At 32.0% G+C, this 14,248-nt stretch carries 15 protein-coding genes; 5 read left to right on the forward strand and 10 right to left on the reverse strand.

Annotation, left to right across the window (positions count from 1 at the left end):
* Positions 1-18: 18 nt before the first annotated feature.
* A complete protein-coding gene (locus KA867_RS02055; RefSeq protein ID WP_195837321.1) occupies positions 19-195 on the forward strand; it encodes an SE1832 family protein in 177 nt (58 codons plus the stop codon).
* 63 nt (positions 196-258) lie between these two features.
* The gene (gene mspA / locus KA867_RS02060; RefSeq protein WP_107386330.1) at positions 259-576 is read left to right on the forward strand and encodes a membrane stabilizing protein MspA; all 318 of its coding nucleotides are present in this window, start codon (positions 259-261) and stop codon (positions 574-576) included.
* 318 nt (positions 577-894) lie between these two features.
* On the opposite strand, the gene KA867_RS02065 is transcribed toward mspA, so the two are convergent.
* From KA867_RS02065 to KA867_RS02075, 3 genes are all read right to left on the reverse strand, one after another.
* Positions 895-4,065 carry an efflux RND transporter permease subunit gene (locus KA867_RS02065; protein ID WP_210136903.1) on the reverse strand — a complete coding sequence of 1,057 codons (3,171 nt, stop codon included), beginning with the start codon at positions 4,063-4,065 and terminating at the stop codon, positions 895-897.
* A 168-nt stretch (positions 4,066-4,233) separates the two neighbouring features.
* Positions 4,234-5,484: a lipid II:glycine glycyltransferase FemX gene (locus KA867_RS02070; RefSeq protein WP_210136904.1), complete on the reverse strand. Its 1,251-nt coding sequence runs from the start codon at positions 5,482-5,484 to the stop codon at positions 4,234-4,236.
* A 365-nt stretch (positions 5,485-5,849) separates the two neighbouring features.
* Positions 5,850-6,611 (reverse strand): VOC family protein, encoded by a 762-nt coding sequence (locus KA867_RS02075; protein WP_210136905.1) that lies wholly within the window; start codon positions 6,609-6,611, stop codon positions 5,850-5,852.
* Positions 6,612-6,839: 228 nt separating this feature from the next.
* Here KA867_RS02075 and KA867_RS02080 point away from each other — a divergent pair, with 228 nt between their 5' ends.
* Positions 6,840-7,274 (forward strand): MarR family winged helix-turn-helix transcriptional regulator, encoded by a 435-nt coding sequence (locus tag KA867_RS02080; RefSeq protein WP_210136906.1) that lies wholly within the window; start codon positions 6,840-6,842, stop codon positions 7,272-7,274.
* A gap of 1 nt (position 7,275) precedes the next feature.
* Positions 7,276-8,484: an MFS transporter gene (locus KA867_RS02085; RefSeq protein WP_210136907.1), complete on the forward strand. Its 1,209-nt coding sequence runs from the start codon at positions 7,276-7,278 to the stop codon at positions 8,482-8,484.
* Positions 8,485-8,766: 282 nt separating this feature from the next.
* On the opposite strand, the gene KA867_RS02090 is transcribed toward KA867_RS02085, so the two are convergent.
* The 7 genes from KA867_RS02090 to KA867_RS02120 form a co-directional block, all read right to left on the reverse strand.
* On the reverse strand, positions 8,767-9,114 hold the full coding sequence (locus KA867_RS02090; RefSeq protein ID WP_019468084.1) for a transcriptional regulator, SarA/Rot family: 348 nt from the start codon (positions 9,112-9,114) through the stop codon (positions 8,767-8,769).
* A 479-nt stretch (positions 9,115-9,593) separates the two neighbouring features.
* Complete coding sequence (gene moaA / locus KA867_RS02095) at positions 9,594-10,616, reverse strand: GTP 3',8-cyclase MoaA (RefSeq protein ID WP_107504800.1); 1,023 nt, start codon at positions 10,614-10,616, stop codon at positions 9,594-9,596.
* A 12-nt stretch (positions 10,617-10,628) separates the two neighbouring features.
* Positions 10,629-11,237, reverse strand: a complete 609-nt coding sequence (mobA, locus tag KA867_RS02100; protein ID WP_210136908.1) for a molybdenum cofactor guanylyltransferase MobA — start codon at positions 11,235-11,237, stop codon at positions 10,629-10,631.
* Between the two features lie 7 nt (positions 11,238-11,244).
* Positions 11,245-11,478, reverse strand: coding sequence for a molybdopterin converting factor subunit 1 (moaD, locus tag KA867_RS02105; RefSeq protein ID WP_210136909.1), 234 nt, complete (start codon positions 11,476-11,478; stop codon positions 11,245-11,247).
* Entirely contained in the window at positions 11,475-11,927 is a 453-nt protein-coding gene (locus tag KA867_RS02110) for a molybdenum cofactor biosynthesis protein MoaE (RefSeq protein WP_210136910.1), read from the reverse strand. Before KA867_RS02110 ends, moaD begins: the two co-directional genes overlap by 4 nt.
* A complete protein-coding gene (mobB, locus tag KA867_RS02115; RefSeq protein ID WP_210136911.1) occupies positions 11,928-12,413 on the reverse strand; it encodes a molybdopterin-guanine dinucleotide biosynthesis protein B in 486 nt (161 codons plus the stop codon).
* Entirely contained in the window at positions 12,410-13,669 is a 1,260-nt protein-coding gene (locus KA867_RS02120) for a molybdopterin molybdotransferase MoeA (protein ID WP_210136912.1), read from the reverse strand. The genes mobB and KA867_RS02120 overlap by 4 nt, the downstream gene beginning before the upstream one ends.
* 64 nt (positions 13,670-13,733) lie before the next feature.
* Here KA867_RS02120 and moaC point away from each other — a divergent pair, with 64 nt between their 5' ends.
* The gene (gene moaC, locus KA867_RS02125) at positions 13,734-14,213 is read left to right on the forward strand and encodes a cyclic pyranopterin monophosphate synthase MoaC (RefSeq protein ID WP_210136913.1); all 480 of its coding nucleotides are present in this window, start codon (positions 13,734-13,736) and stop codon (positions 14,211-14,213) included.
* The last annotated feature ends 35 nt before the right edge of the window (positions 14,214-14,248 follow it).

Raw genomic sequence — 14,248 nt, forward strand, 5'->3', positions numbered from 1 at the left:
CAAAAAGGTGGTAATGGAATGGATTTAAATGACAAATTAGCAGAACTGAAATATGATTACGTTAGATTACAAGGCGACCTCGAAAAAAGAGAATCAGTCAATCAATCTGTGGACCCTTTAGTTAAACAACTTGAAAAGATAGAGCAAGAAATGTCAGAAGTACGTTCAGAAATTAGACAAAAAGAAAATAAATAACATCCTAGTAAATCAATAATTTACATGCTAAGATTAAGGGCGAACATAGAAAGGATGTAATCAATGCAACTGTATCTTATATTTTTGCCAGTGTTATATTTAATCGTAAGTTACATAAGTATATTTAAAATGAACACCATTATAACGCGTATTTTACGTATTATTATGTCTTTACTTTTATTATTCGTAGTAGCTATTACAACTTTATCATTCCCTGCAATAAATTGGTGGGTCTTTATTGTACTACTGCTTATCATAAGTAATGTAGAAATTACAGCTTTCAAAAACAGCAAAAACGATCAAAAAGCCGTTCAAATTTTAAATATAATGAGCGTTATTTTATTTGTAATTTATGTTATTTTGACTTTAGTTTTATATTAAAAAACATCATTATAATTATAAAGATACTATAACGTAACATATATAAAATCAGCCCCGAAAAGATTTCTGTTTATAAGAAACTTATTGGGGCTGATTTTATATATTTATACTTCGTAATGCTTTGCACGCTCACCTTGAACAAGACATGGTCTTGTTACTTTCTAAAATTATTATCTTTGATACCATACAGTAATCATTGCTTAATCACCTTAAAGAAACTCACATCATTTATATTTCCAAACGACTAATTATATATAAGTACGGACATACGAAATCTTTAAAAGTAGGTAATCTCGTATGTCCGCATTATATTTTATTCTATTTTCGTTTTCTCAAGATTTTTGCCTTTAATGTAAATAATATTTCATATATTACCGGTACAACTATTAAAGTTAGTAAGGTTGAAGAAATCAATCCCCCTACTACAGTTGCTGCCATTCCTTTTGAAATAATGATAGAACTATCTTCACCAAATAACATAGGCAACAACGCTCCAATGGTTGCTAATGCTGTCATGAGAATTGGTCTGATACGCGTTCCACCTGCTTCTAACAATGCTGCTTGCATTTCCATACCTTGTTGTTGTTTATTTATCACTCTGTCAATTAATACTATTGCATTGGTTACAACAATACCAATTAACATAAGCATACCAATCATGCTCGGTACAGATACTGTCTCACCAGTTACTACTAAAGCAATTACAACACCTATAACTGTATATGGTAATGAGAATAATATAGTGAAAGGTGCCAATGCGCCTTTAAATGTTAACACAAGCACTAAATAAACTATAATAATTGCTGCTAACATCGCCATAGATAATTGCGTTACTGCGTTACCTATATCTTCATTTGCGCCTCCCATGTTGACGTTTACGTTATTAGGTTTATCTATTTTATTTAATTTTGATAGCACTTTCTGTGAAGTTCCACCAACATCATCATTTGTAACTTTCCCGGAAACTTTTGACGTATAGTCTCCTGCTTTAGTTTCTATTTTATTTGGCGTCGTTGTTTTTTCTAATGTTGCGATATCACTTAATTCAATAGCTTGACCAGTAGCTGTTTGTATTTCAGTGTTTTCAAGTTTTTCTTCTGTCCAATCTGTTTCTTTATCTTCTTTAATTTTCACATCTATCGTTTTTCCATTTTCCTTTACGGTTGTGACACTTTGCTCAGGTGTATTCTGATTTAATGTCATAGCTAATTGAGATGCAGACAAGCCATAACCAGAAGCTTTATTTTGATCGACTTTAATATTATATTGTTCATATGTTTGAGATAAATCAGATTTAACGTTTGCTATACCATGAATATTATTCATTTCTTTTTCGACTTTATTGACAGTTCCTTTTATTGCATCAAGAGATGGTCCAGTAACAGTGACTGCTAATTCATTGTTTGTCCCACCTGTGCCCATATCTTGGTTTGCCCAATCTCCAGGATGCTGATATTTGTTGATATGTTTTAATACTTTATCAGGCTCTTCATCAAAATTAGGTGTATTACTATCATATTCAACCATGATAGCCATACTATTCGAACTACCTGTAGGGTCTGTCGGGGTTGATCCACCAACTGAATACTGAACTGTTTTAACTTTATCTTTATTGTTCAAATACTTTTGTACTTGTTCAGCATGTGCTAATACCCCTTTTTCTGTTTCACCTGGTTCAGGTGTATAAGTTAACGCCATAAATTTATCTTCCCCAGTTGAGATAAAGCTAGTGCCTAATTTTGCTGCACCTAAACCAATACTAGCAATTAAAATAACTGTACTTAAAATCATTACAATCCATTTGTGCGCTAATGACCAGCGCAATATACGTTTATATCCTCTACCTACCATACCTAGTGTTTCTTTTTTACGTTGTTTAACACCTTTTTTGAAAAAAGTAGCACTTAAAGAAGGCACGATGGTAATCGAAACAAGTAAAGAAGCTAGTAAACTAAACGCAATCGCTAATGCAAATGGTCTAAACATCTCACCTACTGATCCATTGACAAATGCCAACGGTAAAAAGACTATAATGGTAACGATTGTCGAAGACATTATCGGTTTAAATACTTCACTCGTCGCACTAATAATGAGCTGATTACCACTTAATGGTTCTTTTTTATCTGATAAACGTCTATAAATATTTTCAACTACAACAATTGAATCATCAATAACTCTACCTATTGCAACTGTTAGTGCACCAAGTGTTAATATATTTAATGATACATCTGTTAATTTCAATGCAACCATTGCAATTAATATAGACATCGGTATTGAAACGACTGAAATTGCAGTTGTTCTAATATTTCTTAAGAATAATAATATAACAATTATGGCAACAATCGTACCGAGTGCTGCTTTTTCAATCATTGTATATAGTGAGTCTTCTATTGGTTTCGCAGTATCCATAACTTTTGTAGCTTTTATTTCTTTATTATCTTTGGTAAATTCATCAATTTCTTTTTTCGTGTCTTTCGCTACTTTAACAGTGTTGGCATCTTGTGCTTTTGTCACTTGTATATTGACTGCATCTTTGCCATTTGTTTTAGAAATTGATTGTCGTTCATCACCTACTGAGATATTTGCAATGTCTTTGAGTTTAACAGAAGGCATGCTATTTTCTCCGTCTTGAGCACCTGAGCTAGGCATTGCTGTTGCTATGTTACCGCTTTGTGATGAACTTTGCGCACTAGCACCCTGATTTGCACTTCCATCGTTGCTACCTTGAGCACTCATGCTTGAAGCTGATAAAGGAATTTCAAGGTTTTTCAGTGCATTTACTGAAGTGAATTGGCCATCAATTACCACTGATTTTTCAGTTTTGCCAAACTGGAATAAGCCTAATGGGGTTTCACTAGTTGCACTCTTTAAGAATTGTTCCACACTATCTACAGTCAATCCTCTATCTTGCAATTTTTCTTGATCAAATTTAATTGAAACTTCTCTCGATGTCTCTCCATTCAATTGTGCATTTTGTACGCCATTGATTGTTTGAAGTTTAGGTAGTAACTGATTATTAACTTTTTTGGTTGTATCTTTTAAATTATTATCATTTGTAGTAAAAGAATAAGCTACAATTGGAAAAGCATTCATTGAATTCCTTGTTAATTCTGGTTCTTCAACGCCTTCTTCAAACTTAATTTTATCAAGTTCTTTTTTTAAATCATTTTCAGCTTTATCCATATCTGTGCCATTTTCATATTCAACAGAAACCATAGAAGCATTTTGAATAGATTGTGCATTAACATTTTTCACACTTGCCATTGACCTTATTTGGTCATCAATTTTATCACTAATGTCATCCTTTACCGTTTCTGGTGTAGCACCAGGCATGGTTGTTTGTACAGTAATTACTGGAGGCTCAACATCAGGCAATAATTCAAGTTTCATTTTCGCACTTGAATAAACACCACCTAAAATGACCAGCAATACCATAAGAAAGATTGCAAATTTATTTCCCAACGAAAACTGCAATAGTTTTTTAATCATATCTTTTCTCCTCTCAAATAACATTTTAATTCGATATTGCATTTATCTTCTTTATGTATAATCATATCTATGTATTTTCTAAACTCATAAAAAATGCACGTTATAAAGTTTAAAATGCATATTAAAACTTTATAACGTGTCTACTTTTTTACAAAATTACTAACAAAACTATTTACGTTTTAATTTACGTGAAAGCTTAATTTTAGTCTTAGTCAACTTCGGTTTAACATTTTCAATAACTTGATATAATGGTTTATTTAACACGTAATCAAATTCACCTATTTTTTCACTTAAATACGTGCCCCATACTTTCTTAAACGCCCATAATCCATAATGGTCTGATTCTTTGTCTGGATCATTATCTGTACCACCAAAATCATATGTTTTTGCGCCATGTTCTCGAGCGTATTGCATCATAGCAAATTGCATGTGATGATTTGGCAAGAAGTCACGGTAGTCATTAGATGATGCACCATAAAGATAGTAGGATTTGTTTCCGGCAAACATTAGCAATGCACCTGATAAATATAACCCTTCTGGATGCTTAGCTTCTAACGCTTCCATTTCCTTAATGAGTTCTTGTGTTTTTTTCATTTTATTGTCAGCATCGTTTATTTTATTTAATGTCTTTTTATCTTGTTTTTTTTCAGCTAGCTTTTCTTTTTCTGCTTCTAATTGTGCGAAGTCTTGACGTAAATCTTTAAGGACTGGTTTAGGTTCCAATTTCACTAAAAACAATTCCGCATCTCCATCTGGATGTAAAGCATCGTATATGTTTTGGAAATAGCTGATATCTCTTGTTAAAAAGCCATCTCTTTCGCCAGTGATTTTCATTAACTCTGCAAATGTTTTCAAACCTTCTCTATCAGAACGTTCTACTTTAGTACCACGCTTTAATGCTAACCTTACTTTTGAACGATTACGTCTTTCAAAACTTTGAATTAACGCATCGTCGTTTTTATCAATAGGTGTTATCATTGTCATTCTTGGTTGAATATAATCTTTCGAAAGTCCTTCTTTAAAGCCTTTGTGTTTAAAACCTAATGCTCTTAAATGTGATAGTGCATCAGCACCTTTATCTACTTCAACATCTGGATCGATTTTAATTGTATAAGCTTTTTCTTCTTTTGCAATTTGAATTGCATATTCTAGCAATGTTTCTAATGCTAATTTATTACTATAATCCGTTACAAAACCTCTTGAAATATAGCATAGCGTATAAGGTAATTTAGGAACCTTTTTAAATAATAACTGCGCCACACCTAAAATTTTACCATCTTCACCTACTGCGATACGCTTAGAGTACCAGCCAGTCAATTTCTTTGTTTCTGCCCACTTTGTTAATTGTAATAAGTCACCTTGAGGGTGCGCTTTAACAAAGGCATCGTGCGCTTGATTCGTTATATTCATCTTTTCCATAAACCTGATATCTCCTTTTACCATTACATACTTTGTTATTATACATTGCTTCACACATTCTTTCACATCATTTCCCATTATTTGATATAATAATATACGAAATGAGGTGTTTTTGTGCGTATCATTATCTTGTCATTACTTTTTTTAATAAATTTAATTTTTGTAATCCAAACATTTAATACAACTTTTAATGTTTCATATCTAAGTTTAAGAATTATTCTCGCTGTTTTTACATTTGTAGTAACGGGTTATTTACTACTTTTATCTAATAATAATAAATGGGGAACTTACTTAACTATTTTAACACTTATAATTTCTTTGATACACATCATTGTTATTGCACATAGTATGTATGTTTACATTTATTAATCTGCTTCAACTTTGTACTTAAGCCCTCTAATGATTAATGTATATGGTGAAGTTGTATTATCATCTTTCAAAGTGACTGCTTTATAACCCGAATATTCACCATCATATATATGATATACAATATCATCGTTTTTCAATTTTAATGTCGTGAATGTTTCTGTGTTATTCACGATCTCCATTCCAAACCACTGTTGCCATTTTTCAACCGTATGTGCTCTTTCTGTACTATTAATTTCAATACTTTTTATGCTAAAAGCATTTTGGCGTAATGGGTTTAACTTTTCTTCTCTTGCTTCAATATTTTCATTCCATTGAATAAAAAATGGCGGCTTCACCCTATAATCAGGATCAGCTATATATAGCAAGCGCCATGTAGTCTTTTCTCCTTTTGTGTTTTCTCGTTGCATTTCAACAGGACCTATGACGTCTATATTTTGTGATTCTAAAGTTTCTTTTAATTTGGTAATATCTTGCGTTTGAAATGCTATTGTTTTTAATCCTTCTTTATAATGATCTTGAACAATTTTCGAAGGAAATGACACACGACCTTCTTCACTTTTTACAATTTTTTGCAATTTCTCTGGTTTATAAATATCTAATAATTCAATGTAGGCATTATTTAAGTAGGCTAAACGATTGTATGTGCCTAATTTCTCATGTTTACCACCTTGATATAGTGTAAATAAATGACCTGGGAATTTGAAATTATCTAATTGTTGTACATAATGAACGATATGATCTAACTTTAAATCTTGCATACCTTTATCCCCCTATCTTTCCTTTACATTTATTTTAACAAATTGTATACATGTTTACTTCTGATAACCCATTTTAATGATTTAAATTGCGATTATACATTTATTTTTATTCAGATATCAAAAATATCATTTAATAAATAGGTATTGATTTCCCTGTCCAAATGGACTAAAATATAACTTGTTCAAAATTAAGTTAGCTTTGCTAACTATTTTCGGAGGTATGCATTCATGCAAAATAAATTTGTATTTGATAACATCATCGCAATTTATAGACCGTATACAAAAATGTTCCAACCTATCTTTGAATCATTTGATCTATATCCTGCACAATGGCTCGTTTTAAAAGATATTTCCTACAATGCACCAACCACTTTAGTACAAATTTCAAAACGACGCTCTATTGAGAAGCCTACCACAAGAAAAATATTAAAAGTACTTTCTGAAAAATCTCTATTAACTGTTGAAACAGGTACAGATAAACGAGAAAAATGGCTTTCACTTTCTCCAAAAGGAGAAAAACTTTATAAAAACATCAGTTCACGTGTAGATAAAGTGCAAGACGAAATTATTAAAAATACAGGTTTATCCGTTTCAGAACTTGAACACATTACAAAATCACTTCAACTTATTCACGCGCAAATTTTAGAAATGGAGGAATTTTAACATGAATCAAACAGCATCGATGAAGTCACCAATTTGGACAAAAAATTTTAATATCAATTTTATTACAAACTTTTTAGTTTACTTATGTATGTATTTGCTTATCGTCATCATAGCAAGTTATACAAAAACTGAATATCATGCGTCAGACAGTATGGCGGGACTCGTGTCTGGATTATTTATTATTGGTTCTTTAATTGGACGATTTATCACTGGAAAGTACGTTAATAAAATAGGTCCTAAACGTATTTTAATCATCGGTTTAATCTTATTAATCATCACACAACTGCTTTATTTTATAGAAGGTGCCTTGGCTGTTCTAATGTTCACGAGATTAGTTAACGGTATTGCTACTGGTGTTACTACGACAGCAACGGGGACAATTGCTGCTTATGCAACACCACAAGAAAGAAAAAGTGAAGGTATTAGCTTGTTTTCTTTAAGTTTAGTTATAGGCGCTGCAATCGGCCCATTTTTTGGCCTACTACTTATTAATACATTCCCAATTCAATTGTTATTTTTACTTTGTTTAATGTGTGGTGTCATCAGTTTTATCATTTCATTTTTCATTAAGTTAGATATCGATGTAACTAGTGATATACCGAAAACACAAACAACCGAAAGCAAAAAATTTAATATTAATAATTACATCGCCAAAGAAGCATTACCTGTGGCAATTATTATGCTCCTTGCAGGATTATCCTATTCATCTATTCTGACATTTTTACAGTTTTTTGCTCAAGAAATCAATTTAGTTACAATATCTAGTTATTTCTTTATTTTTTATGCTATTGCATCCCTCATTACAAGACCAATTGCTGGTAGAATGATGGACCTCAAAAACGAAAACGTCATCGCTTATCCTGCTTTTGTCTTTTTAATCCTAACTTTTTTAACATTAAGTATTACAAATAATAGTTGGTTATTAATTCTTGCTGGGTTACTCCTTGGCGCTGGTTACGGCAATATTTCATCTTGTATGCAAGCCATTGCAATCAAAGTATCTCCACCAGCTAAATACGGTATTGCTACCTCAACCTACTTTATCGGTTTAGACTTAGGACTAGGCTTTGGACCTTATGTATTAGGCTTTGTAACATCTACAGTGTCATTCGCTCAATTATACGCTATTATGGGCGTATTGGTTTTAATTACTGGTGTTATTTATTACTTCGTTCATGGTAGAAAAGTCAAACACATGAATGCCTATTAATTTTTTATAAAACAATAAATTAAAGTTACTGTAAATTATTTGCTTTAGCTGTCAACAAAACTATTTTGTTGGCAGTTTTTTTGTACATATTTTAAATACGAGCCTTTTAGTATCTACTTTATATATTTAACTTTGAATACTAGTTATTTCAAAGTTATTATTGAATTTGAATAATCGTAGATTTTTGAAGTTTATTAAAAAAACCAAATGCTATTATAGCACTTGGCTTATCTCTTAATTATATCATTGTCATTGATAGTCATCTAATTGTAACTTTAGTAATTAAGCAACTTTTATGTTTTCAATTTCTTTTATAATATCATCTATTACTTTTAACTGTTCATCAGTATAATAATAGAACACTTGTCTTTCATCTGTTTCTGATCGGACTTTTGAGATCAACTCTTTTTTATAAATCTTTCTTATAATCACATCTATTTTACTAGTGTCCCATAACATTTCAAAATGTAAGGTATCTCTTAATTCTTTTCCACTAATTTTATTAGCTTCATAAACTTTAAACAACACTACAAATTCTTCGATAGATAAACGATGAACTGACTTCAACCAATGTTTCAACTGACTTAAAGCCCTCTCAGATGTAATATAAAATGATGCTTTACTTTCCATAAATTTGGCCTCCTCATGATTTACTTTCATTGTTAGTATTGGCTTTATATAATGAATAAGCTTTTAAAATATTATATAACACTTTCTTCATTAAATCTATTATTTTAAAAGAAACAGATAAATAAATTTTACTATTGTAAAGTTTTTATATATCTACAATTGATTATGGTAATATTTTTCTATTGTTCATTATCTTTAATCGATAAAAAAATACTTATGTATAATACATTTTCATATAAAAATATCTTTCCACATTTTTGAAATCATTTCACATAAGATATGAGTTCAAATTATAATTAAAAAGAGTAGAAGATAATTCAAATTGAAACTTTGAATTATTTTCTACTCTTAATATTTTTTGAATAATCACAATAGTGATTATTATTATAAAGTGATTAGTTATTTAAACTTTTTAAATATTTAATAGCTAATTGTCATGGTCAAAAGTTCAGCTCCCAAAAATACTAAAAGCTAATAAATCAACCACCAATATAATTCATATTGATTTTTTTACGTTTTCTATTGGCTACTGTTTGTGCTGTACGTTCATCTGAATATCTATCATCACGAATATTCCATAAGGCTTTAAACTGTTCAAACAACGCTTCATCTGACACACCAGATCTCATAAATGATTTCACATTGAACCCGTCCACAGTACTAAATAGACAACCATAAAACTTACCATCTGATGATAATCTCGCACGTGTACATGTAGAACAGAATGATTCAGACACACTTGTAATCAGACCAAACTTAGCACCATTATCTTTATGTCGATAATATTTTGCGACTTCACCAAAATATTTGGGTTCCACAGGTTCTATATCAAATGATGACTCTACCATTTTTAACATTTCATCTTTTGTTACAACCTTACTGAAATCCCAACCATTATCATTGCCGACGTCCATAAATTCAATAAAACGTATTTCAATATCTTTATCTTTAAAATATTGAATCATAGGTAAAATTTGATCATCATTCACACCTTTTTGAACAACTACATTTACTTTTACATGAAAACCTATTGAGACCGCATAATCTATTTGTTGTAAAATCGTGGAAGCTTTAATATTTCGATTGTTTATAGCTTGGAACACTTTGTCATCAATCGCATCTAAACTCACATTAATACGTCTTAAACCAGCATCATATAATTTTTGGCCGTGTTTTTTTAATAACAAACCATTAGTGGTTAAACCAATATCTTCTATACCATCAAGTTGGTTCAACTCATATATTAATTTATATAAATCTCTTCTTAATAAAGGCTCTCCACCTGTAATACGTATTTTTTTGACTCCTAAACGTGTATAAACTTTAGCGATACGTACCATTTCATCAAAAGTGAGTAATTCATCTTTGGGTAGGAAAACAAAGTCATCGCCAAATATTTCTTTTGGCATACAATAGTCACAACGAAAATTGCAACGATCTGTAACTGACAACCTCAAATCTCGAATTGGACGTCCAAGTTTATCAGTTATTTGTTCTACCATCTGATCAACCCCTTATCTATTCATAATGTCGTGATGTAAATCTATTAAGTCTTGTTGATAGTTAATATTTTTGTACCAATAATCAGATGAACCAATTTCACGCACATCTAACCAATCACTTTTGACTTTTGAATAGACATTCTTAAGGCTGTAATCTCCTGATTCCAATGCTGATTCTATAAAAGATAGCGTATGCGGGCTGTAAAAAGCCATCGTTGGAATGGGCCTTCCATCTTCTTGGAAACCGGCGATATCTAGTTGATCTTCTATTAAATGTTCCACCATAAATTGATACAATTTACTTATTGCTTTTTGTGTAATCATAGGTGTATCTACAGATATAACAAAGAAAAGCGTTTCGTCTGAATGTTGTCTCATTACTGAGTAAATACCAACCAGTGGACCTTTACCTTTGTTTTTAGCATGATCGATAACAATATTATCATGATCAAATTCATGTGATAATGTTTCATTCGTACTAATAATTATTTCATTAAACATATTAGTAGCTTCTAAAACTTCAATGATACGTTTGTAAAACATTTGAGAGTTGATCTCTGCAAACGCTTTTGGTTTACCAAATCTTTCTGATTGTCCTCCAGCTAGTATAATTGCTTTCATATGTCTATTACCCTCCACTAACTGGTGGTATCAACGCTACTGTATCATTAGATGTTACGATATCATCACCTTTGACAAATTCTTCATTAACTGCAATTTGGAACTTTTTGTTATTAATATTAGGATAACGTTCAAACAAATCTGTTACAAATTCATCAACGGTAAGATCATAACTTAAGTCAATATCTTCTGAACTTTTACCTAAAATTTCTTTGATTTCCGCAAAGTATAAAACTTTCATAATTTTTCTCCTCCAACTGCATCCTCATGGCTACCATGTTGGTGACCTTGCCATTTAGCACCATCTTCCCAAATTTCTTTTTTCCAAATGGGTACTACCTCTTTAATACGTTCAATTGCATATTCGTTAGCACGATAAGCATCTTTTCTATGTGGCGATGAAACACTTATCAATACTGCAATATCTGATATGGCCAGTGGCCCAATTCTATGAACAATAGCCGTTTTTGTGCCTGGCCACTTTTGTGAAATCTCATCACCTATTTGTGCCAACTTTTTTTCTGCCATAGGTATATAAGCTTCATACTCCAAATATTCTGTTTTAATCCCTTGTGTCCACTCACGTACATGACCTGTGAAAATAACAACGGCGCCTTGACGTTCATTGAGAACATATTGACGGTATTGTTCTGTTGCTATTGGCTCGTTTATAACCTCAAATTGTTTCATTCAATCCATTCCTTTTTCATTAACGAAAGATAATAACCATTGTTCAAATTTTTGAAGTGCTAATGGTTGTTCAATATTAATATCGTACTGAATATTTGATAATTTATTTAGTTGTTGGTAATCGGCATCATCACGATATATCAGCACTTTATCATAATTTGCTTCTTTGAATCCTTCTACTAAAATGATGTCACTGTCTATTGTAACAGATTTATCAATGATTTCATCCAGGCTTTGTTTTTCACTTCGTGTAACTATTTGTTGTAGTTGATACCCTTGAACAATGCTTTGATCCGCACCAGCATTAAAATGTTTCATGTGGTCAACAGTATTTGATTGTAGTTCAATATCTGATAGGTTTAAGTCATGTTGCCCATGATGTTTAATCGTTGCTACGCAAAAACCATGCAATTTTAAAAATTTCACTGCATGTGTCATCAATGTCGTTTTCCCTGAATTTTTATAACCTACAATTTGTAATATCATAGCGTAGTGTCCACTTCATATGTTTGCGATTCAGTTAAAATGACATCAACTGTATGCCCCTTTTGATATCCTCGTGTGCCGCTTGGTAACACAATCATTGCATTACTATGTGCAATAGCTACTACTGCACCAGACTTGTTAAATCCTGATGGTATCACTGTCATCTCTTTACCATTAAAAGTCACTGTTGCTCGAATAAATCTTGTAAATGGATTTGGCTTTTTAAAGTCTTCCATAAGTGTCGCTTGTACGATTTGTGGATATATAGCTTTAGCGCCCATCATATGCTGTATTGCAGGTTTGACATAGAGTTCAAATCCAGTGAAACAAGCAGAGGGATTACCTGATAATCCAAATAAATATTTATTATTAGCAACAGCTACTGTAGTTACACTACCGGGACGCATGGCAATCTTGTTAAACAAGACACGTGCATTGACCGCTTCATAAATTTGAGGCAAATAATCGAAATCTCCTACAGATACACCGCCAGTAGTGATTACAATATCATGCTCAGCCATAGCTTCACGCATCACTTGAATACTACTATTCAAATCATCTTGTTGAATTTTATAAGCATTGACTTCTAAGTGATGCTTTTTTGCTAAAGCAGTTATCATAGGGCCGTTTGAATTACGAATTTTTCCAGGTTCTAAATCATCTCCAACATCTAATAATTCACTTCCTGTAGCGATAACAGCCACACTAGGTTTTTCAAAAACTGGAATTTCTGTATAGCCATATGTTGCTAAAACAGCGATTGCCCCTGGATTAACACATTGACCTTTTTCTAATAAAATATCTCCAACCTTTGTTTCTTCACCCTTTAACGAAATATTCTCATTTTCGCTAAACGTTTTTCTTATTGTAAAATCTTGTTCACCTTCGACAGTTTGTTCAAGCATAACGATAGCATCAGCACCTTCAGGTACTTGTGCACCTGTCATAATTCTCACGGCTTCAAATGCTCCAACTGTTTTAGTGGAAACTGACCCTGCTCCTATGTGGTCAATAACTTTAAATCTAATGCGATTGTCACCGCTCGCACCTTTTGTATCAATACTTCTTAACGCAAAACCATCATACGGTGATTTATCAAATCTTGGTATCTCATGAGTCGCTACAATATCTTCAGCTAAAATGTAATTTAAGCTTTCTGCTAAAGGTAAAGTGATTCTATTCATAAAAATTTCTTGGTTTATCACACGTTGAATTGCTTCACTCACTGGAATTGGATTTCTTTTCTTTACAGCCATCACAAATCTACTCCTTATATTTAATAATTTCATGATATACTAGAACACGATTAGGAGGGATACTTTGACTGAATTTACGCATATTAACAAACAAGGGAATGCGAAAATGGTAGACGTCTCTGATAAAAACATAACAAAACGCTCAGCTACCGCGCATTCAAGTATAACGGTAAATCCAGCGATTTATGAACAAATCGTTGATCACACTAACCAAAAAGGAAATGTGCTAAATACTGCTCAAATTGCTGGTATTATGGCAGCAAAAAATACAGCTGATATTATACCAATGTGTCATCCGTTACCTTTAACTGGTATAGATATCACATTTGATTGGCAAAAAAAAGCACAAACATTCATTTTAAATATACAGGCAACCGTCTCTACAACTGGAAAAACTGGTGTGGAAATGGAAGCACTTACTGCCGCTTCAGCCGTAGCACTTACAGTTTATGATATGACAAAAGCGCTAGATAAAGGCATGGTCATTGGCGAAACTTACCTACTCTCAAAAACAGGTGGCAAATCAGGCGATTACAAAAGATAATTGTCTTAAATATTATTATGTAAGAGTTAGAGTCC

The sequence above is a fragment of the Staphylococcus sp. GDH8C109P genome (genome assembly GCF_017893405.1).
GTDB classification, from domain to species: domain Bacteria; phylum Bacillota; class Bacilli; order Staphylococcales; family Staphylococcaceae; genus Staphylococcus; species Staphylococcus cohnii.